The following is a 26,364-nucleotide window of genomic DNA, read 5'->3' on the forward strand; positions in this document are numbered from 1 at the left end:
TGACCAGTAGCCTGCACCGAGCGGACGACGAGGTCAAGGGATGCGGTTCGAACCGGTGGCTCCGGTCCGCGCGTACGAGCGGGTCGTCGAGCAGATCGAGCAGGCCGTGGTCAGCGGCGCGCTCCAGCCGGGGGAACGCCTGCCGAGCGAGCGTGAGCTGATGACGCAGTTCGGCGTCGGCCGCTCGACGGTCCGCGAAGCCCTGCGTGTGCTGCAGGCGGCCGAGATGATCCGGTCGCGGCCCGGGGACCCGCGCGGCCCGGAGGTGCTGGCCGCCTCGCCCGCCGCGTTGCACCGCTCGATGCACCGGCTGGCGCGCGCCGACCACGTCGGGCTCGCCGAACTGCTGCAGTTCCGGATGATCCTCGACGGCTCGGCGCACCTGCTCGCGGCCGAACTGCGCACCGAAGACGACCTGACCGGCCTCGACGCGGCGCTGGAGTCGATGCGCGAAGGCGTCTCGCGCGGTTATGCCGAGTTCAGCCGCGCCGACGTCGCCTTCCACGAGGTGATCGCCCGCATTTCCCGCAATCCCCTGCTGGTGATCAGCGAAGAAGTCGTGCGCGGGGTGGTGCTGGAACTGATCGAGGACAAGCTCGAGCACGCCAGCAACCGGACGTCGCTGATGCGCACGTGGCTCGCACACCACGCCGAGGTGCTCGACGCGATCCGCGCGGCCGACGGCAGCGGCGCGGCGCACCTGGCCAAACAGGCGTTGTACGACAACTACGCCGAATACGTGCCCGCCGGGCAACGGCCGCTCCTCACGCCGTTGCTGCGGCCCTAAACTCGGCCGGGTGGATGCGACGAAACGCGACGGCGTCGGGCTCGCGCTGTCCGGGGGCGGCTACCGCGCGATGCTCTTCCACGCCGGTGCGCTCTGGCGGCTCAACGAACTCGGCTGGCTGCCGAAGCTGACCACCGTCTCCAGCGTCTCCGGCGGGTCGGTCGCGGCGGGCGTGCTGGCGCACGCGTGGCACAAGCTGTGGTTCGGCGAAGACGGCGTCGCGGAGAACTTCGGCAAGGAAGTCGTGCAGCCGCTGCGGAAGCTCGCCCGCACCAACCTCGACGTCCCGGTGACGCTGAAGGCGATGGTGATCCCCTGGCGCAGTGCCGGCGAAGAACTGGCGCGCCGGTACACGAAGCACCTCTTCGGCGACTGCTGCCTCGCCGACCTCGACCCGGCCGGGCCGAACTTCGTGTTCACCGCGACCAGCCTCCAGGACGGCTCGCTGTGGTGGTTCTTCCGGCAGCCCGGCCCGCACGGGCAGATCCCGCTCGCGACGGCGGTCGCCGCGTCGTCGGCCTTCCCGCCGATGCTCTCGCCGGTGGTGATCCCCGACCCGCACCAGCCCGGCCGCAAGATCGTGCTCAGCGACGCGGGTGTGTACGACAACCTCGGCCTCGACCCGATCGAGAACCAGCGGGCGACCGTCCTGGTCAGCGACGCGGGCAAGAAGATGAGGCACGAGGCCAAGCCGAGGCACAACTGGCCGATGCAGCTGCTGCGCGTGCTGACCGTGATGGACAACCAGGTCCGCGAGCTGCGCACCGGTTCGCTGCTGAAGTCCTACGAGGACAAGACCTACGCCGGGACGTACTGGGCGACCTACAGCAACATCGAGAACTTCGAACTGCCGGACGCGCTGCCCGCCCCCGTCGAGCAGACCAGGAAACTCGCCGAGACGAAGACCCGGCTGACCAGGATGTCCGAAACGACGCAGGACCAGCTGATCAACTGGGGGTACGCGGTCTGCGACGCGGGCATGCGGCGCTGGGTGTGCCCGGGCACGGAGCTGAAGCCCGAGTTCCCCTACCCCGGCTCAGGCGTCGGCTAGGTTCGCGTAGACGACGATGTTGTCCTGGTAGCTGTGCTCGGCGTGGTCGAACGCGCCACCGCAGGTGATCAGCCGCAGCTCCGGCTTGTTGCTGTTGCCGTAGACGGCCTCGCGCGGGAACGTGTCCTTCGGGACCTGCGTGACGCGGTCGACGACGAACTTCAGCTTCCGCCCGTCGCTGCGGTCGACGTCGACCTCGTCGCCGGGCGCGAGGTCCTTGAGCTTGAAGAAGATGCCGGGCTTCTTGTCGCCGTCGACGTGCCCGAGCACGATCGCCGGGCCGACGTCGCCGGGCACCGGCGAGAGCTTGTACCAGGCGGCCTGCATCGGCGTGTGCACCGACGGGACGGAGATCGTGCCGTCGGTCTTGACCGCCACCGCGAGCAGGCTGGACTCCGCACCGATCTTGGGGATCTTCACCGACGTCGGGCGGAGTCCCTTGAACGGCACGGTCACGGGCACCGAAGGGGGAACGGGTGCAGGCGCGGCTGCCGGCGGCGCCGGGGTGCTGCAGGCGGCCAGCGTCAGGACGAGGGCGAGGGCCGCCCCCGCCCGCCGGACGGTCACCGGGCGGTGCCGCCGAAGCCGGTCTCGACGCCGCCCTTGGGGGCGACCTTGACCTGGGCCTTCGGTGCGGCGTTGCCGGCGGGGGCGGAACCGGTGGCCGTGGCGATCGGCGCGGTGCTCGACGTCGAAGAGCTGCTCGTGGCCGTGCTCGTCGACACCGGCGGCTGCTCTTGCTCGAACTCGACGATCCCGTAACCCTCGACGCCGTCGCAGGTCCAGCTGAACTTGGCGGTGGTCGTGCCGGCCGGGGCGTCGACCACGCGCACCGAGTAGTTCCAGTAGCGGCCGTCGGCCTCGTCCTGGTCCGGGCCGCCGGTGACGCTCAGGTACTGGGTCGCGACTCCGCCCGGCCTGCCGGACGCGCAGGCGATGACCAGGACGCCTTCGCCGCCGAGACCGACGAAGCCGGCGCCGGCGTTGTCCCGGTAGTCGTCCTTCGGCGGCTCGGCCGACTCCGGCGCCGAAGACGTGGTCTTCGGCGTCGTGGTGGTCGTGACCTCGGTCGTCGCCGGGGCTGACGTCGTCCCGGTGGTCGTGACCGGCGAGGACGGTGCCGTGGTCTCCGTCGAAGTCGGAGCCGTGGTGGTGGTCGTCGTCTCCGACGTGGTCGTGGTCGTCTCGGAGGTGGGAGTCTCGTCCTCCGCCAGCGCGGCGGGCGCGGCGGCGAAAGTGATCAGCGCACCGGCGGACACGATGCCCGCGACCCGGCTCAACGTTCTTCCCACGGTGACTCCCAACGGCGGACGACCTACGACGTCGCGACTATCGAAGGTTCACCCGTCCGCGTTACTCCGAGAGGGCGAACGCCAGGTCGCGCCAAAGGTCCTCCGGGTCCTCGAGGCCGACGCTGAACCGGATCAGCCCGGGCGGCACGCGCTCCTCGCCGGGGAGCCACGCCCGCCGCTCGACCAGGCTCTCGACGCCGCCGAGGCTCGTCGCCGCCCGGATCAGCCGGACGGACGCGCAGCACCGGTCCGCCGTCGCGGCGTCGGCGAGCTCGAAGGCGACCATCATCCCGAAGCCCGGGTAGCGCACCCGCCGGACCGCGGGGTGCCCGGCGAGCCGCTCGGCCAGCAACGCGGCGGTGCGGGACTGCTCGGCGAGCCGGACGGGCATGGTCCGCAGGCCCCTGAGGGCCAGCCACGCTTCGAGGGCGCCCGGCGTCGATCCGACCCGCGTCCGCGCGCCCCGCAGCTCGGCCGCGACGGCCGGGTCCTTGGCCACGGTGATGCCCAGGAGCAGGTCGCTGTGCCCGCCGATCAGCTTGGTCGCGCTGTGCACGACGACGTCCGCGCCGAGGTCGAGCGGCCGCTGCTGCAACGGCGTCGCGAAGGTGTTGTCGACGACGACCCGGCCGCGCGCGGCGGCGGCGATCGTCTCGATGTCCATCACGTCGAGGGTCGGGTTGGTCGGCGACTCCAGCCAGACCAGGTCGGCCGTCGCGGCCTCGGCGACCCAGGCACCGGTGTCGGTCGGCTCCAGCTCGGTGACGGCGAGCTTGCCGAGCTTCTGCGCGTGGGCCAGGACCCCGCGCGTCACGGCGTAGCTGAACGTCGGCACGGCGACCCGCGACCCGACCGGCAGCAGGTCCAGGACCGCGGACAGCGTGGCGACCCCGGACGCGAACGCCGTCGCCTGCCCGCCTTCCAGCGCCCCGACGGCTTCCTCGAGCGCGTGCCAGGTCGGCGTCCCGTCGCCGCGCGCGTACACAAAATCGCCACCGGCCTGGTAGGTGCTGGTGGCGACGAGCGGGGTGTTCAGCGGCTCACCGGGACCGTGCGGCCGGCCGGCGGCGATGGCCTTGGTGCGAGGCGTCCAGTCGTCCATGCGCCCACAGTAACGACCCGTCGTGAGTGGTAAGGCGGGTTAGAACCCGCCTTACCACTCACGACCGGCCGGGGCAGAGCGCGCTACCGGCCGAGGATCCGCTCGATCCCGGCCAGCTCCTCGTCGGTGAACTCGAGGTTCGCGGTGGCCGCGACGGTGTTCTCCAGCTGCGCGACGCTGCTGGCGCCGATCAGCGCCGAGGTGACGCGGCCGCGGCGCAGCACCCAGGCGATGGCCAGCTGCGCCAGCGTCTGCCCGCGCCCCTTCGCGACGTCGTCCAGCGCCCGGACGGTCGCCAGCGTCTCCTCGGTGATCCGGTCGCCGGTGAGGAACGGGCTGGCACCGGCGGCGCGGGAGTCGGCCGGGATGCCGTCGAGGTAGCGGTCGGTCAGCAGGCCCTGGCTCAGCGGCGAGTACGCGATCGAGCCGACACCGTGCTCGTCCAGGGTGTCCAGCAGGCCGTCCTCGACCCACCGGTCCAGCATGGAGTACCGGGGCTGGTGGAGCAGCAGCGGCGTCCCGAGCTCCTTCAGCGCGGCGAGCGCGGCCTCGGTCTGCTCGGGCGAGTAGTTGGAGATGCCCGCGTACAGCGCCTTCCCGGAGCGGACGGCCGTGTCGAGCGCGCCCATCGTCTCCTCGATCGGCGTCTCGGGGTCCGGGCGGTGCGAGTAGAAGACGTCGAAGTGGTCCAGCCCGGTGCGGGCGAGGCTCTGGTCGAGGCTGGCCAGCAGGTTCTTGCGGGAGCCCCACTCGCCGTACGGCCCGTCCCACATCAGGTAGCCCGCCTTGGACGACACCAGGATCTCGTCGCGGTACGGGCGGAAGTCGGCGGCGAAGTGCCGTCCGAAGTTCGCCTCGGCCGCGCCGGGCGGCGGGCCGTAGTTGTTGGCCAGGTCGAAGTGCGTGACCCCGAGGTCGAACGCCCGGCGCAGCACGGCGCGCTGGACGTCGAGGGGCTTTTCGTCCCCGAAGTTGTGCCACAGGCCCAGGGACACGGCGGGCAGCTTCAACCCGCTGCGCCCGGCCCGCCGGTACGGCATGTCCGCGTACCGGTCTTCGGCCGCGACGAAAGGCGACATGGTTCTCCTTGTCGGAAGGGGACGGCTCGCGCAGTCTAACGGCGGGGCAGGAGCGCGCCGGCGAACGACGCCGCGGGCGGCAGGCCGGGCAGCAGCGTCGCCTGGTACGCGTGGTAGACGTCCGGTTTGCCCGCCCACACCGTCGCGGCGGGACGGTTCTGCGGGTCGAGTTCGTGGTGCCACGAGCCGAGTTCGCGGTCGACGAAGCACGTTTCGGCGTGCTCGCACCACTGCGCGAAGCGGGCGAGGTACGCCGGGTCGCCGGTGGCCTGGTGCAGCGTCCACGCGGCGGCGATCGCCTCGGTCACCACCCAGTGCAGCCGGGTGCGCACCACCGGCGTCCCGGCGAAGTCGGTCGTGTAGACGAATCCCGGCCTGCCGTCGACGGCCCAGCCGCGGCGGACCGCGGTCTCGAACAGCGCGGCCGCGTCGGGCACCAGCCACGGCGGCGCGCCGTCCCCGAGCGCCCGTCCGAGGTGGACGGCCAGCCGCGCCCATTCGAAGAGGTGCCCGATGGTCGCGCCGAAGGGGCGGAACGGGTCGGCGGGTTCGTCGCGGTTGTACTCCGGCCGCACGCGCCAGCCCGCGTCGTAGTGCTCCGGGAGCAGCCAGCCGTGCGCACGGGCTTCGCCGTGCACCAGACGCTCCACAATGGACAGCGCGCGCGTCGCCCACACCGGGTCGCCGGTGACGTCGGCGGCGGCCAGGAAGGCCTCCACGGTGTGCATGTTGGCGTTGGCGCCGCGGTAGTCCTCCAGGTGCGTCCAGCCGCGGTCCCAGACGTCGGCGACGAGCCCGTGCGCCGGCTCCCAGAACCGGCGTTCGGCCACTTCGAGGGCTTCGCCCAGCAGCCGGTCGGCGCCTTCGGCACCGGCGGCGGCCGCGCTCGCGGCCGCCAGCACGACGAACGCGTGCTCGTAGGCCCGCTTCCCGGTCACGGCCGTCGAGGCGTACCAGCCGCCGTGCCCGGCGTCCCGCAGCGGGCCGGTCAGCGCCGCGACGCCGTGCGCGACCTGCTCGCCGGTGTCCGCTCCCTGCAGCGACGCGAGCGCGAAGACGTGCGTCATGCGGCAGGTGATCCAGGTCTCGACGGGCCGGTCGAGCACCGGCCGCCCCGTGTCGTCGAGCCAGGCGAACCCGCCGGCGGGGTGCGCCGCGCCGCCGGCGAACCCGAGCAGCCGGGCGGGTTCGGCGCGCACCCAGGCGGGAACCGATGACGGACTGTCCACTCTCTGCCTTCCTCCACGGGCCCGCCCGGTTCGACGGCCCCCGCCAAGGTAGGCCAAGGCACCCGCCCCGGCCATCGCGGGCTGTTCCGGAAGTGACCGCCACCGCGTATCCTGACCTTGAGAGCGCTCCCAGTCTTCGACGCACGCTACCCGACGAAGGGACTGACGTGACCAGGAGACGAAGTACCATCCTCGCCGCCGTCACCGTGTTGCTGGCGAGCCTGACCGCCGTCCTGCTGAACACCGGCACGGCCGAGGCGCACGGCGCCATGATGAAACCGGGCAGCCGGACCTTCCTGTGCTGGCAGGACGGGCTCAGTTCGACCGGCGAGATCAAGCCCCAGAACCCGGCCTGCGCGGCCGCGGTGGGCGTCAGCGGCGCCAACTCGCTGTACAACTGGTTCAGCGTGCTGCGGTCCGACGGCGCCGGGCGCACGCGCGGGTTCATCCCCGACGGGAAGCTGTGCTCGGGCGGGAACCCGAACTTCGCGGGCTTCGACGGGGTCGGCTCGTGGCCGCTGACCCACCTGTCCGCCGGAGCCCAGTTCGACTTCTCGTACAACGCGTGGGCCGCGCACCCGGGCTGGTTCTACACGTACGTGACCAAGGACGGCTGGAACCCGAACCAGCCGCTCACCTGGGACTCGCTGGAGGACCAGCCGTTCCTGACGGTGGACCACCCGCCGGTGACCGGCTCGGTGGGCACGGTCGAGGGCCAGTACAAGTGGAGCGGCGCGCTGCCGTCGAACAAGACCGGCCGGCACATCATCTATTCGGTGTGGAAGCGCTCGGACAGCGCCGAGACGTTCTACGGCTGCTCGGACGTCACCTTCGACGGCGGGCACGGCGAGGTCACCGGCGTGAAGGACCCGGGAACCGGGCCCGGCACATCGACCACGCCGACCACCCCGACCACGCCGACCACCCCCACGACGCCTACCACGCCGACCACGCCGACCAGCGGCAACCCGCAGCCGGGCTCGTGCATGGCGATGTACGAGATCACCAACACCTGGAGCGGCGGCTACCAGGCGACGGTGACGGTGATGAACCACGGCACCACGGCGTACACGAGCTGGCAGGTGGGGTGGACGCTGCCGGCGGGCCAGACGGTGGGCAGCGTGTGGAACGGCACGCTGAACCAGTCCGGCTCGGCGGTCACGGTCCGCAACGCCAACTGGAACGGCCAGGTGGCGGCCGACGGCACGACGACGTTCGGGCTGGTCGTCAACACGACGGGAGGCAACGCGGCCCCGTCGCCGACGTGCCAGGGCACCTGAGTCGTCCTGAGTGGACAGTCCGGGAAGGCCGCTTCGGGAACGCGAGTCCTCGAAGCGGCCTTCCCGCGTTCGCGGGGCCCGGCCCGGCCTTCACCCGTTCGCCGGACCGGTGCTCCCCCGGGTGATCAGCCTCGGCCGCGACGCGCACACGTCGCCCGGCCGCTCCCCCGCCAGCAGGTCGTGCAGGACGGAGGCCGCGAGGGCGCCGAGTTCGGGCAGCGGGCGGCGGATCGCCGTGAGCGCCGGGCGGACCAGGCGGCAGAGCGGGGTGTCGTCCCAGGACACCACCGAGAGGTCGCGGGGCACCGCCAGGCCCAGTTCGCGCGCGGCGGCGAGGGCGGCCACCGCGAGGTCGTCGGTGTCGCACAGCAGCGCGGTCGGCCGGGGACGGGCCGCCAGCACGCGGCGGACCGCGTCGGCCGCGGGTTCGGGGTGGACCGTGCCCGGGTGCGGGAGGCCGGTCGCGGCCGTGGTGAACGCCCGGCGGCGCGCCGCCGGGTCGGCGAACACCGCCGCGCCCGCGATGCGGACCACGCGCCGGTGCCCCAGCGCGGCGAGGTACGCCAGCGCCTCGGCGGCGCCGGTGACGTCGTCCACCAGCACCGACGGGACGCCCGGCACGCCGCCCGGCCCGCCGAGCACCACGGCGGGCAGCCCGATCCGCACCAGCTCGGCCGCGCAGCCCGGCTCGGTGAGCAGCACGCCGTCGACCTTGCGTTCGGCCCGCCAGCGGCGGTAGATCGCGAGCGCCGCGTCGCGGCCGGGAGCGACCTGCAGCAGCAGCTCGCCCTCGAACCCGTCGAGCAGGGCCGGGACGAACACCTCCAGCGGCCGGTCGAGCACCAGGCCGATCGCGCCGGACCGGCCGCCGGACAGCGCCCGCGCCGTGCTGCTGGGCGCCCACCCGAGCTCCCGGGCGATCTCGGTGATCCGCCGCCGGGTGGCCTCCGAGACGCCGGGGCGGCCGTTGAGGGCGTAGGAGACCGCGCCCTTGGAGACGCCGGCCTCCTTCGCGATGTCGGTGATCGTCGGACGCTTCATCGCACCCCTTCGTTGCACCTCAAGGGCCGGAGCCCGCGGTCCGTGTCCGCACGGACACCCGCCGTCGCGCACCTTGACACCCGCCGCACCGGGAAACGACACTCCCCCCGGGAGCGCTCCCAGCCAACGGGGGCCGGGTCGCGAACGGGGAGTGCGCGCGCATGAGGAAAATCCGAAGACAGCTGGCCATCACCGTCGCTGCCGTCCTGTCCGCCTTGTCCGCCGGGTGCGGCCCCGGCACGCCGGAGCAGATCACGCTCACCATGGCGACCTTCGGCGAGTTCGGCTACGAGGACCTCATCCCCGGCTACGAGTTCACCCACCCCGGGGTCACCATCCGCCAGGTCCGGACCGAGCAGGGCGGGCCGTACCACCAGGACCTGCTGGCCAAGCTGCAGAACGGGCAGGGGCTCGCCGACATCCAGGCGGTCGAGGAAGGCCACCTCGCCGACGTGCTCGCCCAGTCGGCGAAGTTCGCCGACCTGGCGAAGGTCGGGCCGGCCGACGTGAAGCCCGGCCGGTGGCTGGAGTGGAAGTACGAAGCGGGCCGGAGCAAGGACGGCAAGCTCGTCGGCTACGGCACGGACATCGGCCCGCTGGCCATGTGCTACCGCAAGGACCTCCTGGAAACGGCCGGGCTGCCCACCGACCCCGGCTCGGTGAAGACGATGTTCGCGAGCTGGGACAGTTTCTTCCGGGCCGGCGAAAAGTACGTCAAACGCTCGCACGGCAAGCCGTGGTTCGACTCCTCGGCGCAGATCTTCAACGCCAAGGTCAACCAGCTCCCGGTCGGCTACCTCAACCGCGAGGACCGCTCGACGCTCGAGACGAACACCGCGCTGAAGGACGCCTGGGACCAGGTCACCACCGCGGTGAAGCAGGGGCAGTCCGCCGGTCTCACCGCGTTCGAGGACGACGGCAACAACGGGCTGCGCCTCGGCTCCTTCGCGACGAAGGTGTGTCCCTCGTGGATGCTCGGCATCATCGAGCAGCAGGCCGGGATCGGCAACGCGGGCAAGTGGGCCCTCACCGACGCCTTCCCCGACGGCGGCGGCAACTGGGGCGGCTCCTACCTCACCGTGCCGTCCGCGAGCGCGCACCAGAAGGAGGCCGCCGCGCTCGCCGCCTGGCTGACCGCGCCCGAGCAGCAGCTGCACGCGTTCCGGGTGAGCGGCAACTTCCCCAGCCAGGTCGACGCCTTCACCTCCCCCGACCTGCTCAGCGAGATGAACGGCTACTTCGGCGGGACGCTGAGCGGCCAGGTCTTCGTCGCACAGGCCCGCAAGGTCGGGAAACCGCAGTACAAGGGGCCGGGCGACGGCAAGATCCAGGAGACGGTGATCGCCCCGGCGCTCAAGGCGGTCGAACAGGGCGCCGACCCCGCCGCCGTCTGGCAGCAGGTGCTGATCGGGGTGCACCGGGTCGTGCCCTGACCCGCGCACGGGCGCTCGGTGGTACAGGCGATCACTTCGCCGGAGAACAAGGGTTCGCACGCGTTCCACACCCGGATGGGGGTTCGTCACCGAACCAGGGCCGAAGGGGTTCGAGGGGGTGCCGGGCCGGGCCGGCTTCCGCACGGACCCCGGCCGGACCGCCTGAGGTGCGCGACGCGGGATCCGGCCTGACGCCGTTGCCGGACATCAGGCCGAACCCCGCTGTCCCGCCCGGCCGGTCAGGCGGCCGAGCGGGACCACGGCGAGCGGACCTGGCGGGACAGGTCGCTGCCGGTGCTGCGATGGCGGAGGTGGAGCCCGGGCCGGCCGGCGGCTGCGCGGCACCGGCCGGCCCGGGGTCTGTTCACTGCACCGGCGGGTAGGCGTTCTGGACCAGCTGCTCGAACTGGGCCTCGAACCACTTGCCGGACAGCGGGGCGTTCGGCAGGGCACCGGTCAGGTTGCCGCCGTTGGCCTGCTCGGTACCGTGGAAGGTCGGGTCGCACATCGGGTCCGCGCCCTTGCCTTCGTCGTTCGGGATCTGCTGGCTCGCGCCGTCGGACTCACCCGGCGGCTTGATCCAGACGTAGGCGTCGAAGTGCGCCGCCGGCGATGCCGTCGGCCGGACACCCAGACCCGCGCCGCTCTGGTTGCACCAGTTGCCGCGGTGCAGCCGCCGGTCGATCCGGCCCGAGTCGACGTAGGCGTCCACAGTGGACCCCGAAGCACCGCTGGGCCGGGCCGAGCCGCCCCAGCCGTTGCGCGAGGTGTCGACCAGCATGCCGATGCCGCTGGGCAGCCCCGCCGACACGAACGCGTTGTACATCGCCGTGGCGAAGGGCACCTCGGCGAAGTACGGGTTCCACTGGTAGAACTTCGCCGACTTCAGCTGCTGCCCGCCGACGTTCAGGTTCGGGTCGGGCAGGTTCGGCTCGGTCAGCGGCGTGTAGTTCGCCGTGGAGCTGATGAAGCCGTCGACGCTGTTCACGCCGGCCGTGGTGCCCTGCAGCGTCTGCTTGACCAGGTTGACGAAGGGACCGAAGTTGCTGTCCCAGCCCAGCCACGCCGAGTGCGCGATGTCCAGGTAGTTGTAGACGTTGGAGATCGCGTGGAGCTTGTTCAGCGCGTACTGGATGCCCTGCGTGTACACCCCGGTGGACTGCGCTTCCGCGCACGCCGCCATCGAGGTGTTCGTGATCAGGTTCGGCAGCGAGTCCGGCTCCACGATCGCCACGATCCGCAGCGGCGCGTACTTCGAGTCGGACAGGATCGACGCGATCGGGTCGATGTACTCGCTCTTGTACCGGGCCAGGCCGTTCTGGGCGGCCTTCAGCTCACCATTGGACGCCAGCGCCGCGCAGTCGCGGTTCGGCAGGTCGTAGACGACGATCTGGATCGTCACCGGCGTCCCGCCGCTCTGCTGGGCCAGCGCCGCGTCGAGGTGCCCGCGCAGGCCGCGCGCGCTCGACGTGCCCTCGATCGCCGCGATCCGGTCCAGCCAGACCGCGGTCGAGGTGTTCGCCACCTTGGCCATCTGGGCGCCCAGCGTGCCGCCCTTGGCCGCGGCCGCCGCGGACACCTGCCCCGACCAGTCCGGGTTCACGTACCCCTTCGAGCCGGCGTACGGGTTGTCCACGTGGGTCCCGGGCTGGGGCGTCGTGGTCACCGTCGTCGGGGTGGTGGGGGTCGTCGGCGTGGTGGGCGTGGTCGGGGTGGTCGTCTGGGTCGGCGTCGTCGGTGTCGTGGTCGGCGACGTGCCGTCGCAGTGGGCCCCGTTGAGCGAGAACGACGCCGGGATGTCGTTCGTGCCCGAGAACGAGCCGTTGAAGCCGAAGCTGGCCGTGGCGTTCGAGCCCAGCGACCCGCCCCACGACGGGTTCTTCGCGCTCACGTGCTTGCCGTTTTGGCTGAACGTGGCGCTCCAGCCCTGCTGCACCTGCTGGTTGCCGCCGAAGTCCCATTCGACGTTCCAGGACGAAACGGCGTCGCCCAGGTTGGTCACGGCGACGTTGGCGGTGAAGCCGGTGCTCCACTGGTTGACCGTGTAGGTGACCTTGCAGCCGGTGGCGGCGCCCGCCGGGCTGCCCCCGGCCACCAGTAGCCCTGCGGTGACCGCTGCCGCCGTCACCGAGGATGCCACGGCGAACCGTGACTTCCTCCTCGCGGACCAGAATTCACTCTTCATCGAGTGCGCTCCTTAGTGTTCGGTGGGTGGGTCAGGTGGTGCAGGCGGTCGCGCCGACGGCGAAGCCGCTCGGTGCGCCGCTCGAAGGGCCGGCGTGCCAGACCCCGTGCCGGAAGCCGCACTTTCACGTGAAAGTGCCGGGTCGGGGGCCGCGGCGGCCGGGGACGCCGTAAGAACGGCGCCCCCGACCCGTGCGGCGACCACCAGTGAGAGCAGTCGCTTCATCAAGTGCCTCTCAGCCGAACAGGGCGACGTGCGCGGCGAACGCCGTGGCGATCTCCGACTGGGCCCAGAATCGGTGGTAGGTGAACGTCGGCGCGGCGCCGCCGTCCAGGTAGGCCTGGACCTTCGGCCACTGCGGGTCGCTCTTGTAGAACGAACGGATCGACAGGAACGTGGAGTTCGCGTTGATCGGGTCGCCGTTGGGCATCGTGCCCGTCCAGCCCGAGGGGATGTACAACCCCTGGTCCGTACTGGCGTTGTACTTGTCGTCGAACCGGTCGTAGTCCGACCGGGTCTCCGGCACCGCGATGCCCTTGGTGTCCGCGTTCGCCGACAGAGCGGTCAGCAGCTGCTCGCCGACCGTCTTGGCCTGGGCGTTGCTCGACCCCGACGCGTAGTAGAGCAGCGTCTTCGCGAGCGAGGCCGCGACCCCGACGTCCTGGCTGAAGTTCTTCACCGTGACGTGCAGGCCGGTGTTCGAGCCGGGGCTGGTGGCGTTCCAGGTGTCCGGCGCACCGCTCCAGGTCAGGTCGGACGGGATCTGGAAGCTCCCGCCGGCACCGACCGTGGTGTTCGCGATGGCCCACGGGACCCACTTGTCGAGGATCTTCTTCGCCCGGGCGTCACCGGTCGCCTGGTAGTACTCGGCGATCCGTTCCATGCCCCAGGTCTGGAAGCCGAACCACTGGTTGCTCGGCGGGTCGTGCCAGACCGGCTGCTGGTCGTAGAACATCCCGTAGAAGGTCGGCGTGCCCGCGGGCGGGGTGCCGTACTGGCCGTCCCAGCTGTTGGTCGCGCCGCCGGCGAGACCGCCTTCGGAGGACTGCAGCCACTGCAGGAACTCCATCTGCCGGCTGAGGCTGGTCGCCCAGTCCGTCGCGCCGGTCGCCGAAGTGACCTTCAGGCCCGGGTCGGCCGACAACGCGTAGGCGGCCAAGGGGTTCTGGTAACCCTGGTGCGCCGCGCCGTCCCCGATCCGCCACGCCCACGCGCTGGAGGAGTCCATCGAACCGCCCCAGGCGTAGTACCACGAAATCAGGTAGTGCTCGCTGTCCTTGCCGGTACCGGCCGGGCAGCTCGAGGGGCCGACGCAGTTGCCGATCTTCTTGAAGTACTTGTCGAACAGCGAGTACCGCAGGTAGTCGCCCATCTTCGAGGCCTTCTTCAGCACGGCCGCGACGTCGGCGCTCTTGCCCTGCGCCTGCGCCCACTTCTCGGCCTGGAAGGCCACCTGCACGACGCGGGCGTCCGCGTCGGGCGCGTTGGTGTACTTCCACTGCTTCGCGTAGGACGAGTCGCCGGTGAACAGGTCGAGGTACCCGTTCTTGCCGCCGAACTTCAGGACGTCGCAGCTGGGCTGGGTGACCGTCTCCCAGACCGATTCCTGCGAGCCGCGCTGGAAGGTGTTGATGAACGCCGGCGCGGTGTTGGTGCCGTCCTCGCAGTGCCCGAACTTGTAGATGTTGTCCACGTCGAGCAGCCAGTGCATGCCGTAGACGTCCGGCGAGCCGTAGGCCGCCTTCAGCTCCGCCGCGATCGGGTCACTGCCGACCGGCACGTTGCTCTGCAGCGGCGACGGGTAGGACTTCGGGCTCGGGTACTCCGCCGCGTACGTCGCCGGCTTGCTGGCGTTGTAGCCGGAGTTGCCCGGCTGGTCGGCCGCGGACGGGATCGCGTACGTCTCGATCGACGTCCACGCCTGGTTGAACGGCGCCCAGTCACCGGTGACCCGGCCGTAGGACGCTTCCAGCCACAGGTAGTAGCTGAACGCCTCCGACGTCGTCTCGTGCCCGTGGTCGGGCGCTTCGACGATCAGCGTCTCGATCGAGTGGTAGGGCACCAGGATGTTCCCGAACTTGCGGAAGTAGCCGTTGTTCGGGTCCTTGATCTTGTTGTACTGCGTGAGGAACGCGAGCTGGTAGTCCGAAGTGGACGACGAGATCTCGTTGACCGCCACGGTGGCCGCGGTGTAGCCGCTGCTGCTCGCGGTGAAGGTCGCACTGCCCAGCGCTCCCCCGTTGTCGGCGCTGGTGACCGTGACGTTCTGCGGAACGTTCCAGTTCGCCGCCGTGAACGTCAGGCTCGCCGGGCTCGCCGTGAGGTCGGTGCTCCCGGCCGTCCGCGCGAGGGCGACGGTGACCGGGGCCGTGGGGGCACCGGCGAGGGTGACGGCGAACGTCGTCGTGCCGCCCTGCTTGACCTGCGCTGTCGCCGGGGTGGCGACGATCGTCGGCCCGGAGAGGACCTTCGCGCTGACCGGGCTGGACGTCGTGCTCGCGCCCTTGTCGTCGAAGGCCTTGGCGGTGATCGAGTACGTCCCGGCCGGGACGTTGCCCCAGCTGCCTTCGAAGGGCGCGGCCGTGTCGGTCGCCAGCAGCGTGTCGCCGGCGTAGAACTCGACCTTGCTCACCGTGCCGTCGCTGTCGGCGGCCGTCGCGGCCAGGGGGATCGTCGCCGGGGCGTAGTAGGACCCGGTCGAGGTCGGCGAGGTCAGGGTGACCGTGGGCGCCTTGTTCGCGCCGGTGCACGCCGTGCCGTTGACGGAGAAGTCGGTGGGCGGCCGGTTGGCCGAGCCCTTGGTGCCGTTGAACCCGAACGACGTGCTCGCCCCGGTGCCGAGGTGGCCGTTGTAGGACAGGTTCGTCGCGGTGACCGCGGAGCCGGACTGGGCGAAGGTGGCGCTCCAGCCCTGCTGGACCTTCTGGCCGTCGAGGAACGTCCAGCCGACCTTCCAGCTGTCGAACGCCGCTCCGTCGTTGCGCAGCGAGACGCTGGCGGTGAACCCGGTGTCCCAGTCGTTGGTGGTGTAGGTGACCGAACAGGCGATGTCGGCGCCGAGCGCCGGGGGTGGGGCGACCACCGCGCCCGTGACCGCCAGCACGGCCGAGGCCAGTGCCAGCGCACGCACGCGCTTTCGAGGAGAGGAACGCATGGCTGCGGAACTCCTTTGTCCGTAGGGAGCCAGCGATCTGGGAGCGCTTCCAGGCGCAGACGGTAGCCAGCCGGAAACCTGGATGTAAAGAATCGAGTCAGAAGGACACCGCAGCCACAGGTGTCACACCAGCGCGCCCGGCGAACACCGGCTCACTGAACACTCCTGAACAGACCCACCCGATAGTGGGATCATCACCCGTTTGGCTCAGCGAAGTGGTGACACGGCGTTTCGTGAAACGTTATTTAGCGCCAAACGTGTACACCTGGGCGGTTGGGCTCCCACCGAGCGGGCAACGCCGGCCGGCCGAGCACACACGGAGTTCACCGGGCCGGAGACGCCGGCAGGCACCCACGCGGACGCCACGCGTGTCCGGATGGACGACACGCGTGTTCGGCCGGACACCGTGACCTCAGCTCGAGGCGCGGACCGCCAGGGAGACCGGGAGGATGTGCTGGCGCGGTTTGAGGTTCTGGTCGTCGAGCAGCCGCATCAGGGTCTCGACCATCGCGTGGACCTGCTCGCGGGGGTCCTGGTGCACCGACGTCAGGGGCGGGTCCATGGCCGGGGCCAGTGTCGCGTTGTCGTCGAAGCTGACCACCGCGACGTCGTCCGGGATGCGGTGGCCGGCCGCATCCAGCGTCCGCAGCGCGCCCACCGCCATCATGTCGCTGGCGACGAACACCGCGTCGATGTCCGGGTGCCTGGCCAGCAGCGCGGACATCGCGTTCGCGCCGCCCGAGAGCGTGAAGTCGGCCTCTTCGGCCAGGTCGGCGGGGTCGAGCCCGGCGTCGAGGAGGGTCTTGCGCCAGCCGGCGAGGCGGTCGATCGGGGCGCTCTGGTCCTGCGGGCCCGCGATGGTGGCGATCCGCCGCCGCCCGGCCGCGACCAGGTGCTCGACCGCCAGCCGGGCGCCGCCCTCGTTGTCGAAGTCGACGACGTGCACGCCGCGGCGGATGCCGGCCGCCTGCCCGCCGAACACGACCGGGATGCGCAGCAGCCGCAGCGCCTTGGGCAGCGGGTCGGCCCGGTGCGGCGCGAACACCAGCGCACCGTCGACGTGGCCGCCCTCGAGGAACCGGACCGTCCGGCTCAGGTCCTCCCGGATGTCGCTGAAGATGAGCACCATCTGGCGGCCGACGTCGGCGAGCTCCCGGTAGCCGGCCCGCATGACGGCGGCCCGGTACGGGTCGTCGAGCAGCCGGGACTCCGGCTCCGACAGCACCACCGCGATCGCGCCGGTCCGGCGCGTGACCAGCGACCGCGCCGCCTGGTTCGGGGAATAGCCCAGGTCACGGGCAGCGGACAGCACCTTCTCGCGCGCCGCCGCGCTGACGTACGCGTCGTCGTTCAACGCGCGTGACGCCGTCGACCGCGACACACCGGCGAACGCCGCGACGTCCTCCAGTGTCGGCCGTTCTTCATCCCCTGCTCGAGGCCCCACGGCACCGCCCTCGCTCACCACAACCACCCGGACCTGGACAGCTTAACGGTCACGCAGGGCGATGTCCGGGAGCGCTCCTCGCAGGAAACACTCCGGTTACGACCCCTTGACACCGGTGGAGGGCCCCAGCAGACTCTGCCACACCTGGGAGCGCTCCCAGATCGGCTCCCAGCAGTGAGAGCGCTCATTCCCGTCAACAAGGTGGTTGGACACGTGAGAACGATCCGGAACGGCCTGGTCCTGGCACTGGGCATCACGATGACGGCGCTCGGCGCCACGGCCTGCAGCGGGGGCGGTGAACAGCAGCCTCCGGCCGCGGCGAACCCGAACGAGCACGTCGACCTGACGCTGGCGACGTTCACCGAGTTCGGCTACGAGGCCCTCATCCCGGAGTACGAGCGGCTGCACCCCAACATCAAGATCACCCACCGCAAGACCGGCCAGGGCGGCCCGTACCACGAGGACCTCGTCACCAAGCTGGCCGCCGGCTCGGGCCTCGCCGACGTGACGGCGCTCGAAGAGGGTCACCTGTCCGACTTCCTCAGCAAGGGCTCGAAGTTCAACGACCTCAGCAAGATCGGGCCGGCCGACGCCTCCCCCGACCGCTGGCTGAACTGGAAGTACGACGCCGCCAAGACCAAGGACGGCAAGCTCATCGGCTACGGCACCGACATCGGCCCGCTCGCCATGTGCTACCGCAAGGACATGTTCAAGGCCGCCGGCCTGCCGGAGGACCCCGAAGCGGTCAAGCCGCTGTTCGCCACCTGGGACAGCTACTTCGCCGCCGGTGCGGACTTCGTGAAGAAGTCGGGCGGCAAGGCCTGGTTCGACTCGGCCGCGCAGAACTTCAACGCCATGGTCAACCAGCTCCCCGAGGGCTACGTCAACACCGACGACAAGCTCGCCGTCGAGAACAACCAGGGCATCAAGGACGCCTGGGCCAAGGTCACCGACGCGGTCGCCAAGGGCGAGTCGGCCAAGCTCACCGCGTTCAGCAACGAGTGGAACACCGGCTTCAAGCAGGGCGCGTTCGCCACGAAGGTGTGCCCGGCCTGGATGCTCGGCGTGATCAAGGAGCAGGCGGGCCCGGAGAACGCCGGCAAGTGGGCGGTCACCGCGGCCTTCCCCGGCGGCGGCGGCAACTGGGGCGGCTCGTACCTGACCGTGCCGACGCAGTCGAAGCACCCGAAGGAGGCCGCCGAGCTCGCGGCCTGGCTGACCGCCCCGGAGCAGCAGATCAAGGCGTTCCAGGCCAAGGGCACCTTCCCGAGCCAGGTCAAGGCCCTCTCGGACCCGGCGCTGCTGAGCAAGACCGACGACTACTTCGGCGGCACCAAGGTCGGCGAGCTGTTCGCCGAGCAGGCCAAGAAGGTCCAGAAGCCGCAGTACAAGGGCCCGGGCGACGGCCAGATCCAGGAAAACGCGTCCAGCCCGGCCCTGCAGGCGGTCGAACAGGGCAAGCCGGCGGCGGACGGCTGGAACCAGATGGTCGAAGCCGCGAAGAAGATCACGCGCTGAGCCGATGACCGTCCTCGACAAGGTCGCGCCAGAAGGGAGTAAGGCCGGGGAGCGCGTGTCTCCCCGGCCCACCTTCCGTCACCGGTTGAGCCGGTGGGACGTCAAGGTCTCGCCGTACCTCTACATCGCGCCGTTCTTCATCCTCTTCGCGATCGTCGGGCTGTTCCCGCTGCTCTACACCGCGTACGTCTCGCTGTTCAAGTGGGAAGCCGGTTCCGACGACCCCGACTTCATCGGCCTCGACAACTTCAAGGAGCTCTTCGCCGACGCGCAGTTCTGGAACGCGCTGACGAACACGATCAGCATCTTCCTGCTTTCCAGCATCCCGCAGCTCGTCATCGCGATGCTGCTGGCGGCGCTGCTGGGCGCCCGGCTGCGCGGCGCCACGGGCTGGCGGGTCGGCATCCTGCTGCCGTACGCGGCCAGCCTCGTCGCCATCGGCATCATCTTCGCCAACCTCTTCGGGCCGAAGTACGGGCTGATCAACGGCGTGCTGCAGACCATCGGGCTGGACCCGGTCGACTGGCAGGCCAGCCGGTTCGGCAGCCACGTCGCGATCGCGATCATGGTGAACTGGCGCTGGACCGGCTACAACGCCCTGATCGTGCTGGCGGCCATGCAGGCCATCCCCAGGGAACTGCACGAGGCGGCCTTGATCGACGGCGCGGGCACGTGGCGCCGCTTCTTCAACGTCACGCTGCCGCTGCTCAAGCCGACGCTGATCTTCGTCACCATCACCTCGACGATCGGCGGCCTGCAGATCTTCACCGAGCCGAAGCTGTTCGACGCCATGCCCGGGTCGAACAACGGCGGATCCACCAACCAGTTCCAGACCGTGACGCTCTACCTCTACCAGTCGGCGTTCCAGAACGCCGATCTCGGCTACGCCTCGGCGATCGCCTGGGTGCTGTTCCTGATCATCGTGCTCATCGCGCTGGTGAACTTCTTCCTCACCGGCCGGATCGCCCGTACCCCGGCGGTGAAGACAAAATGACGACACTCCAGAGTGACCTCCGAGGCAGTGACCTCCGAAAACCGGGACTTCGGCAGAAGGTCGCGACGCTCGGCAAGCCACGCAAGGCGACCTACGTCGTGCTGGCGATCTTCGTGCTCGGTTCGCTGTTCCCGTTCTACTGGTCGTTCCTGGTGGCCAGCCGCGACAACGGGATGCTCACCGAGCGCATCCCGCCGTTCGTGCCCGGCGGCAACTTCTTCGCCAACGCCGCGCGGGTGTTCGACACCGTGCCGTTCTGGAAGGCGCTGGCCAACAGCGTCATCGTGTCCGGCACGGTGACGCTGACGACGGTGCTGTTCTCGTCGCTGGCCGGGTTCGCCTTCGCGAAACTGCGGTTCCGGGGACGCGACAAGCTGTTCGTGTTCATCGTCGTCACGCTCGCGGTGCCCACCCAGCTCGGCATCATCCCGCTGTTCATCGCGATGTCGGAACTGGGCTGGTCGGGGAGCCTGACCGCGGTGATCGTGCCCAACCTGGTCACCGCGTTCGGCGTGTTCTGGATGCGGCAGTACACGCTCGACGCGCTGCCGTACGAGCTGATCGAGGCCGCGCGCGTCGACGGCTGCAGCATGATCCGGATCTTCTGGAACATCTGCATGCCCGCGGTGCGCCCGGCCGCGGCGATCCTCGCGATGTTCACGTTCATGATGTCGTGGAACGACTTCCTGTGGCCGCTCGTCGTGCTGGACGCCGGCAACCCCACCGTCCAGGTGGCCCTGGAAAAGCTGCAGAGCGGCTACTACGTCGACTATTCGCTCGTCCTGGCCGGCACGACCCTGGCCACCATTCCCATCCTCATCGTCTTCGTCCTCCTCGGCCGCCAGATCGTGGCCGGGATCATGCAAGGTGCCGTGAAAGGGTGAACATGTCCGTACATCCCGACAGCGTTCGGGCGGAGACCGCGTTGATGTTCCCGCCTGGCTTCGTCTGGGGCGCCGCCACCGCGGCGTTCCAGGTGGAAGGAGCCACGACGGCCGACGGGCGCACCGACTCGGTCTGGGACGTCTTCGCCCGCCGCCCGGGTGCGGTCCGGGGCGGCGACAACGGCGAACCGGCGGCCGACCACTACCGCCGGTACTCCGAGGACGTCGGCCTCATGCGCCGGCTCAACCTCGGCGCCTACCGCTTCTCGCTGGCCTGGCCGCGGGTCCGGCCGGACGGCGGCGGGGTGAACACCGCCGGGCTGGCCTTCTACGACCGGCTGGTCGACTGCCTGCTCGAGTCCGGGATCCAGCCGTGGGCGACGCTCTACCACTGGGACCTCCCGCAGGCGCTGGAGGAACAGGGCGGCTGGACGAACCGGGACACCGCGTACCGCTTCGCCGAATACACCGAGACCGTGCTCGCGCGGCTCGGCGACCGCGTCACCAGCTGGTCCACGCTCAACGAACCGTGGTGCGCGGCGATGCTCGGCTACGCGGGCGGCATCCACGCCCCCGGCCGCAACGACCACCCCGCGGCCGTCGCCGCCACGCACCACCTGCTGCTGGGCCACGGCCTCGCCATGGACATCATCCGGCGGCACGCCCCGGGCACCCCGGCCGGCATCACGCTCAACCTGTACCCGGTCGCCCCGCACGACCCGGCGAACGTCGCCGACGTCGCCGCGGCCCGGCGGATCGACGGCCTGCAGAACCGGCTGTTCCTCGACCCGGTGCTGCGCGGCGGCTACCCGGACGACCTGGTCGCCGACCTCGAGCCGTTCGGGCTCGGCTCGGTCGTGCGCGACGAAGACGCCGCGGTCATCGCCGCGCACATCGACTGGCTGGGCGTGAACTACTACCGCGACTACCGCGTCGCGGGCCGCCCGGTGCCCGGCAGCGAGCCGGCGGGCCCGGAGTGGGTCGGCGCCGCCGACGTGCACTTCGTCCCGGACCCGGCAGCGCCCCGCACCGACTCCGGCTGGGAGGTCCAGCCGGCCGGGCTGACCGAGTCGCTGCTGCAGGTGCACCGCGGCTACCGGCAGGTGCCGCTGTACATCACCGAGAACGGCGCGGCCTACCCCGACGTCGTCTCCGACGGCGGTGACATCGTCGACACCGACCGCGTCGCGTTCCTCGACTCCCACCTGCGGGCGGCGCACGACGCCATCGAGGCGGGCGTCGACCTGCGCGGGTACTTCTACTGGTCGCTGCTGGACAACTTCGAGTGGGCCGAGGGGTACGCGAAGCGGTTCGGCCTGGTCCACGTCGACTACGCGACCCAGCAGCGCACGCCGAAGCAGAGCGCCCACTGGTACTCCCGGGTGATCGGCCTCAACGGGCTCGGCTGAGCGGGGGTCCGTGAAGGCCACCGGCGCGGGTGGCCTTCACGGACGCCGGGGGGTGCGTTCGGCGAAGCGCGTTGCCAGACTGGGCGGTATGGGACTGCGCAGCGAAGCTTGGTTCAACAACCCCGCCGACCCCGGGATGACCGCCCTCTACCTCGAGCGGTACCTGAACTGGGGCCTGACGCGGGAGGAACTGCAGTCCGGCAAGCCGATCATCGGGATCGCGCAGACGGGCTCCGACCTCACCCCGTGCAACCGCCACCACCTGCAGCTCGCGGACCGGACCCGGGAAGGCATCCGCGAGGCGGGCGGGATCGCGATCGAGTTCCCGGTGCACCCCATCCAGGAGACCGGCAAGCGCCCGACCGCGGCGCTGGACCGCAACCTCGCCTACCTCGGCCTGGTGGAGACGCTCTACGGCTACCCGATCGACGGCGTCGTGCTCACGACCGGCTGCGACAAGACGACCCCGGCGTGCCTGATGGCCGCCGCGACCGTCGACCTCCCCGCCATCGTGCTGTCCGGCGGGCCGATGCTCAACGGCTGGTACAACGGGGAGCGCACCGGGTCCGGCACCATCATCTGGAAGGCGCGGGAGCTGCTCGCCGCCGGCGAGATCGACGACGCCGGGTTCATGGAGCTCGTCGCGTCGTCCGCGCCGTCGCCGGGGCACTGCAACACGATGGGCACGGCGTCGACGATGAACGCGCTCGCCGAAGCGCTCGGGATGAGCCTGCCCGGCTGCGCGGCCATCCCGGCCCCGCACCGCGACCGGGCCCGGATGGCCTACCGGACCGGGCTGCGGATCGTCGAGATGGTCCGCGAGGACCTCAAGCCGTCGGACATCCTGACGCGCGAAGCGTTCGAGAACGCGATCGTGGTGAACTCCGCGATCGGCGGCTCGACCAACGCTCCCGTCCACATCAGTGCGATCGCCCGGCACATCGGGGTCGACCTGCCCCTCGGCGACTGGCAGCGGCTGGGCCACGCCGTCCCGCTGCTGGTCGACCTGCAGCCCGCGGGCAAGTACCTCGGCGAGGAGTTCCACCGCGCGGGCGGGGTCCCGGCGGTGGTGCACGAGCTGATGCGGCACGGGCTGGTCCACGAAGACGCGCCCACCGTCAACGGCCGCACGCTCGGCGACAACTGCCGCGCCGCCGAGGCCGGCGACCGGGACGTCATCCGCACCTTCGAGACCGCGCTCATGCCCGACGCCGGGTTCCTGGTGCTGAAGGGCAACCTCTTCGACGCGGCGATCATGAAATCGAGCGTGATCTCCCCGGAGTTCCGGCGGCGGTACCTCGCCGGCGACGTCTACGAGGGCACCGCGGTCGTCTTCGACGGCCCGGAGGACTACCACGCCCGCATCGACGACCCGGACCTCGGCGTCGACGAGCACTCGCTGCTGGTGATGCGCGGCACCGGCCCGCTCGGCTACCCGGGATCCGCGGAGGTGGTGAACATGCGGCCGCCGGCGGAGCTGATCAAGCGGGGCGTGCACGAGCTGCCCTGCCTCGGCGACGGCCGCCAGTCCGGCACCTCCGGGTCGCCGTCGATCCTCAACGCCTCCCCCGAAGCCGCGGCCGGCGGCGGGCTCGCCGTGCTGCGGACCGGGGACCGGGTCCGGATCGACCTGAGCGCCGGCACCGCGGACGTGCTCGTCGGCGACGACGAACTGGCGCGCCGCCGCGAGGAGCTCGCCGAGGCGGGCGGCTACCCGGTGCCCGGGTCGCAAACGCCCTGGCAGGAGCTTCAGCGGTCGATGGTCGACCAGCTCTGCGACGGCATGGTGCTGCGTCCGGCGGTGGCGTACCAGCGCATCGCGGCCACGAAGGGGATCCCCCGCCACAACCATTGACTTTTCCCGCATGGCCCGCGGGGAAAACGGGTATCCCCAGCGGTAGCCGAGGCGAGGAGGCCCATCATGCTCCCGGATCGAGAACGCCACGCCCTCCGCGAAATCGAGGCCGAGCTGCGAGCGAGCGATCCCGCGTTCGCCGCCGCTTTCAGCGGGCGTGAGCTGCGCTCCCCCCGACGCTGGAGCCTGCTGCTGGTGCTGTGCGACATCACCGCGGTGATGATGCTGCTCGTCGGCCTGTTCGCCCGCGACGCCGCCCTCGTGCTGTGGGGCACGGTGAGCGCGGGCGCGCTGGTGGCCTGGCACATCGCCCGCGCCGAGTCGGTCCGGGAATCCACTGAGGACGGTGCCGCCCCGGCCACCGAAGCGCCCTGACGCGCAGCGCAGAACGGCCGCCCCCGATCCTCGCGCCGGGGGCGGCCGTTCTGCGCAGGGGGTCGTTCAGTCGTAGGACAGGGCCTCGACCAGCTCACCGGCACTCGGGTTCGACAGGGCCCGGGCCACGTCGGCCTGGGCGACGATCCCGACGAGGTCGTGCCCGTCGATCACCGGCAGCCGGCGGACGCGGTGCTCGGACATGGTGCGCAGGATCTCCTGGGCGTCGTCGTCCGCGCCGATCGTCACGACCTCGCCCTGGGCGAGGTCGCCGACGTGGACCGCGCGCGGGTCCTTGCCCTCGGCCAGGACCTTCACCACGATGTCGCGGTCGGTGATCATGCCCTTCAGCCGGTTGTCCTCGCCGCAGATCGGCAGGGCACCGACGTTCTTCTGCGCCATGGTGACCGCGGCGTCGTGCACGGTGTCGGACTCCCGGGCGCAGGTCGCGTCCGACGTCATGATGTCGCGTGCGGTGGTCATCGTGAACTCCTTTCCCTGGGCGGTGGTTTCGGCTACCCGGGCCGGGCGGGTTTACCCCTGCCCCGGGCGGGGAATTTCCGGGCACATGCCGGATTCCCGCGGTGCCGAGCCGCCGGACACCACCGACCTCGATCGCCTGCGGTCGGCGGCGTCCGGCTGCCAGGGCTGCCCCCTCCACCAGGACGCCACGCAGACCGTCTTCGGCGAGGGCCCGGCCGGGGCGAAGGTCCTCGTCGTCGGCGAGCAGCCCGGCGACAAGGAGGACCTCGCGGGCGAGCCGTTCGTCGGGCCCGCGGGGAAGCTGCTGGACCGCGCCTTCGAGGAAGCCGGGTTCGACCGGGGCTCGTTGTACGTCACCAACGCGGTCAAGCACTTCAAGTTCAAGCGCGACGAGCGCGGGAAGCGCCGGATCCACCAGAAGCCGGGCCGCACGGAGGTGGTCGCGTGCCGCCCGTGGCTGCTGGCGGAGCTGCGCGCGGTCGGCCCGGAGCTGGTGCTGCTGCTGGGCGCGACGGCCGCGCAGTCGTTGCTGGGCCCGAAGTTCCGGCTCACCGCCCACCGCGGAGAGCCCGTCGAACCGCCGGCGGAGCTGGCCGGGCTGGTCCCGTCGGCGGTGGCGACGGTCCACCCGTCGGCGGTGCTGCGGGCTCCGGACCGCGACGACGCCTACGCGGCCTTCGTCGCCGACCTGCAGGCCGCGGCGAAGCTGCTCGGCTGACGCTTCGCGTACTCGTTGCGGTTGGCGTCCAGGAAGATCCGGTCGCCGCCGCCCGGCTTGCGCTCGAAGATCCGGTCCCGGTCGGAGAACAGGCAGCCGCTCACGACGCCTTCAGCGCCTTCTCCAGCTCGGCGCGCGTCATCTTCGACCGGCCCTTCACGCCCTGCTCGCGGGCCAGCTTGTCCAGGTCCGACTTCGACAGCTCGGAAAGCCGGGGCTTCTTCGCGGTCTTCTTTTTCGGTTCCCTGCCGCCGCCGCTCTTGCGGTTCTTCACGCTGCGCGAGAGTGCCTCGAACAGGTCGACGACGTCGGCCGAGGGCTCCGGCTCCGCTTCGTGGGCGATCTCCTTGCCCGCTTCCTTGGCCTTGATCAGCTCTTCGACGCGCTTCGAGTACTCGTCGCGGTAGTCCTCGGGCTTCCACGGCGCGGTCATCTCGTCGACCAGCGCGAGCGCCATGTCGAGCTCCTTGGGCCGCGGCTTCGGCAGCTCCGGCAGCTTGCCCATGACGTCCTTCGGCTTCCGCAGGTCGGCGACGAAGTGCAGCGTGTTGAGCACCATGACGTCTTCGCCCGCGCGGACCGCCGCGAGGTATTCCTTGCCGCGCAGCACGAACTTCGCGACGCCGGCCTTTTCGCTGCGGTCCATCGCCTGCAGCAGCAGGCCGTACGCCTTGGCGAAGTCCTCCTTCGCCGGCTTGAGCCAGTACGTCTTGTCGAAGAACCACGGGTCGATCTCGTCGAGCTCGACGAACTGCTCGATGTCGATCCGGCGGGAGCGCTCGGGGGCGATCTCGTCCAGCTCGTCCGGTTCGACGAGCACGTGGTCGCCGCCGCCGAGGTCGTAGCCCTTGACGATCTCGTCCTGGGTCACCTCGTCGCCGGTCCGCTCGTTGACCCGCCGGTTGCGGATCCGGTCCGACGTCCCGCGTTCGAACTGGTGGAAGTGGATCGTGTGGTCCGCCACCGCCGGGTACAGCTCCACCGGCACGGTGACCAGTCCCAGGCTCAGCGCGCCGCTCCACACCGGTCGGGCCATGTCGTCCTCCTCGCC

At 70.9% G+C, this 26,364-nt stretch carries 23 protein-coding genes; 11 read left to right on the forward strand and 12 right to left on the reverse strand.

Annotation, left to right across the window (positions count from 1 at the left end; all coding sequences use genetic code 11):
• Positions 1-40 precede the first annotated feature (40 nt).
• Both Q5425_RS09815 and Q5425_RS09820 read left to right on the forward strand, forming a co-directional pair.
• Positions 41-787: a FadR/GntR family transcriptional regulator gene (locus tag Q5425_RS09815; protein ID WP_308671804.1), complete on the forward strand. Its 747-nt coding sequence runs from the start codon at positions 41-43 to the stop codon at positions 785-787.
• Positions 788-797: 10 nt separating this feature from the next.
• Positions 798-1,838, forward strand: coding sequence for a patatin-like phospholipase family protein (locus Q5425_RS09820; protein ID WP_308671805.1), 1,041 nt, complete (start codon positions 798-800; stop codon positions 1,836-1,838).
• Here the strand turns inward: Q5425_RS09820 and Q5425_RS09825 are convergent.
• From Q5425_RS09825 to Q5425_RS09845, 5 genes are all read right to left on the reverse strand, one after another.
• Positions 1,824-2,405 carry a class F sortase gene (locus Q5425_RS09825; RefSeq protein ID WP_308671806.1) on the reverse strand — a complete coding sequence of 194 codons (582 nt, stop codon included), beginning with the start codon at positions 2,403-2,405 and terminating at the stop codon, positions 1,824-1,826. The genes Q5425_RS09820 and Q5425_RS09825 overlap by 15 nt on opposite strands.
• Positions 2,402-3,130 (reverse strand): hypothetical protein, encoded by a 729-nt coding sequence (locus Q5425_RS09830; protein WP_308671807.1) that lies wholly within the window; start codon positions 3,128-3,130, stop codon positions 2,402-2,404. The genes Q5425_RS09825 and Q5425_RS09830 overlap by 4 nt, the downstream gene beginning before the upstream one ends.
• A 61-nt stretch (positions 3,131-3,191) precedes the next feature.
• Positions 3,192-4,232 (reverse strand): PLP-dependent transferase, encoded by a 1,041-nt coding sequence (locus tag Q5425_RS09835; protein WP_308671808.1) that lies wholly within the window; start codon positions 4,230-4,232, stop codon positions 3,192-3,194.
• 83 nt (positions 4,233-4,315) lie between these two features.
• Complete coding sequence (locus tag Q5425_RS09840) at positions 4,316-5,311, reverse strand: aldo/keto reductase (RefSeq protein ID WP_308671809.1); 996 nt, start codon at positions 5,309-5,311, stop codon at positions 4,316-4,318.
• Positions 5,312-5,346: 35 nt separating this feature from the next.
• Positions 5,347-6,540 carry an AGE family epimerase/isomerase gene (locus Q5425_RS09845; RefSeq protein WP_308671810.1) on the reverse strand — a complete coding sequence of 398 codons (1,194 nt, stop codon included), beginning with the start codon at positions 6,538-6,540 and terminating at the stop codon, positions 5,347-5,349.
• A 167-nt stretch (positions 6,541-6,707) separates the two neighbouring features.
• On the opposite strand from Q5425_RS09845, the gene Q5425_RS09850 reads away from it, so the two are divergent.
• Positions 6,708-7,820, forward strand: a complete 1,113-nt coding sequence (locus Q5425_RS09850; protein WP_308671811.1) for a lytic polysaccharide monooxygenase — start codon at positions 6,708-6,710, stop codon at positions 7,818-7,820.
• A 90-nt stretch (positions 7,821-7,910) separates the two neighbouring features.
• Here Q5425_RS09850 and Q5425_RS09855 read toward each other — a convergent pair whose 3' ends face one another.
• Positions 7,911-8,861 carry a LacI family DNA-binding transcriptional regulator gene (locus tag Q5425_RS09855; protein ID WP_308671812.1) on the reverse strand — a complete coding sequence of 317 codons (951 nt, stop codon included), beginning with the start codon at positions 8,859-8,861 and terminating at the stop codon, positions 7,911-7,913.
• A 161-nt stretch (positions 8,862-9,022) separates the two neighbouring features.
• Between Q5425_RS09855 and Q5425_RS09860 the strand changes: the two genes are divergently transcribed.
• Complete coding sequence (locus Q5425_RS09860) at positions 9,023-10,294, forward strand: ABC transporter substrate-binding protein (RefSeq protein ID WP_308671813.1); 1,272 nt, start codon at positions 9,023-9,025, stop codon at positions 10,292-10,294.
• A gap of 364 nt (positions 10,295-10,658) precedes the next feature.
• Here Q5425_RS09860 and Q5425_RS09865 read toward each other — a convergent pair whose 3' ends face one another.
• From Q5425_RS09865 to Q5425_RS09875, 3 genes are all read right to left on the reverse strand, one after another.
• Entirely contained in the window at positions 10,659-12,479 is a 1,821-nt protein-coding gene (locus tag Q5425_RS09865) for a glycoside hydrolase family 6 protein (protein ID WP_308671814.1), read from the reverse strand.
• Positions 12,480-12,714: 235 nt separating this feature from the next.
• Positions 12,715-15,633: a glycoside hydrolase family 48 protein gene (locus Q5425_RS09870; protein ID WP_308671815.1), complete on the reverse strand. Its 2,919-nt coding sequence runs from the start codon at positions 15,631-15,633 to the stop codon at positions 12,715-12,717.
• Positions 15,634-16,045: 412 nt separating this feature from the next.
• Positions 16,046-17,041: a LacI family DNA-binding transcriptional regulator gene (locus tag Q5425_RS09875; RefSeq protein ID WP_308671953.1), complete on the reverse strand. Its 996-nt coding sequence runs from the start codon at positions 17,039-17,041 to the stop codon at positions 16,046-16,048.
• Positions 17,042-17,290: 249 nt separating this feature from the next.
• Between Q5425_RS09875 and Q5425_RS09880 the strand changes: the two genes are divergently transcribed.
• From Q5425_RS09880 to Q5425_RS09905, 6 genes are all read left to right on the forward strand, one after another.
• Positions 17,291-18,595, forward strand: a complete 1,305-nt coding sequence (locus tag Q5425_RS09880; RefSeq protein WP_308671816.1) for an extracellular solute-binding protein — start codon at positions 17,291-17,293, stop codon at positions 18,593-18,595.
• Positions 18,596-18,599: 4 nt separating this feature from the next.
• Positions 18,600-19,589 (forward strand): sugar ABC transporter permease, encoded by a 990-nt coding sequence (locus Q5425_RS09885; RefSeq protein WP_308671817.1) that lies wholly within the window; start codon positions 18,600-18,602, stop codon positions 19,587-19,589.
• On the forward strand, positions 19,586-20,473 hold the full coding sequence (locus tag Q5425_RS09890) for a carbohydrate ABC transporter permease (protein WP_308671818.1): 888 nt from the start codon (positions 19,586-19,588) through the stop codon (positions 20,471-20,473). The genes Q5425_RS09885 and Q5425_RS09890 overlap by 4 nt, the downstream gene beginning before the upstream one ends.
• 44 nt (positions 20,474-20,517) lie before the next feature.
• On the forward strand, positions 20,518-21,882 hold the full coding sequence (locus tag Q5425_RS09895) for a GH1 family beta-glucosidase (RefSeq protein ID WP_308671954.1): 1,365 nt from the start codon (positions 20,518-20,520) through the stop codon (positions 21,880-21,882).
• A gap of 88 nt (positions 21,883-21,970) precedes the next feature.
• The gene (locus tag Q5425_RS09900) at positions 21,971-23,737 is read left to right on the forward strand and encodes an IlvD/Edd family dehydratase (RefSeq protein ID WP_308671819.1); all 1,767 of its coding nucleotides are present in this window, start codon (positions 21,971-21,973) and stop codon (positions 23,735-23,737) included.
• A 66-nt stretch (positions 23,738-23,803) separates the two neighbouring features.
• Entirely contained in the window at positions 23,804-24,112 is a 309-nt protein-coding gene (locus tag Q5425_RS09905; RefSeq protein WP_308671820.1) for a DUF3040 domain-containing protein, read from the forward strand.
• A gap of 66 nt (positions 24,113-24,178) precedes the next feature.
• On the opposite strand, the gene Q5425_RS09910 is transcribed toward Q5425_RS09905, so the two are convergent.
• Positions 24,179-24,595 (reverse strand): CBS domain-containing protein, encoded by a 417-nt coding sequence (locus tag Q5425_RS09910; RefSeq protein ID WP_308671821.1) that lies wholly within the window; start codon positions 24,593-24,595, stop codon positions 24,179-24,181.
• Between the two features lie 85 nt (positions 24,596-24,680).
• Here Q5425_RS09910 and Q5425_RS09915 point away from each other — a divergent pair, with 85 nt between their 5' ends.
• The gene (locus tag Q5425_RS09915) at positions 24,681-25,313 is read left to right on the forward strand and encodes a UdgX family uracil-DNA binding protein (protein WP_308671822.1); all 633 of its coding nucleotides are present in this window, start codon (positions 24,681-24,683) and stop codon (positions 25,311-25,313) included.
• Here Q5425_RS09915 and Q5425_RS09920 read toward each other — a convergent pair.
• Both Q5425_RS09920 and Q5425_RS09925 read right to left on the reverse strand, forming a co-directional pair.
• A complete protein-coding gene (locus Q5425_RS09920; RefSeq protein ID WP_308671823.1) occupies positions 25,262-25,417 on the reverse strand; it encodes a hypothetical protein in 156 nt (51 codons plus the stop codon). The two genes, Q5425_RS09915 and Q5425_RS09920, sit on opposite strands and share 52 nt — an antisense overlap.
• Complete coding sequence (locus tag Q5425_RS09925) at positions 25,414-26,349, reverse strand: Ku protein (protein WP_308671824.1); 936 nt, start codon at positions 26,347-26,349, stop codon at positions 25,414-25,416. Before Q5425_RS09925 ends, Q5425_RS09920 begins: the two co-directional genes overlap by 4 nt.
• Between the last annotated feature and the right edge of the window lie 15 nt (positions 26,350-26,364).

Origin of the sequence: Amycolatopsis sp. A133 (genome assembly GCF_031082405.1) — a bacterium.
Lineage (GTDB): Bacteria > Actinomycetota > Actinomycetes > Mycobacteriales > Pseudonocardiaceae > Amycolatopsis.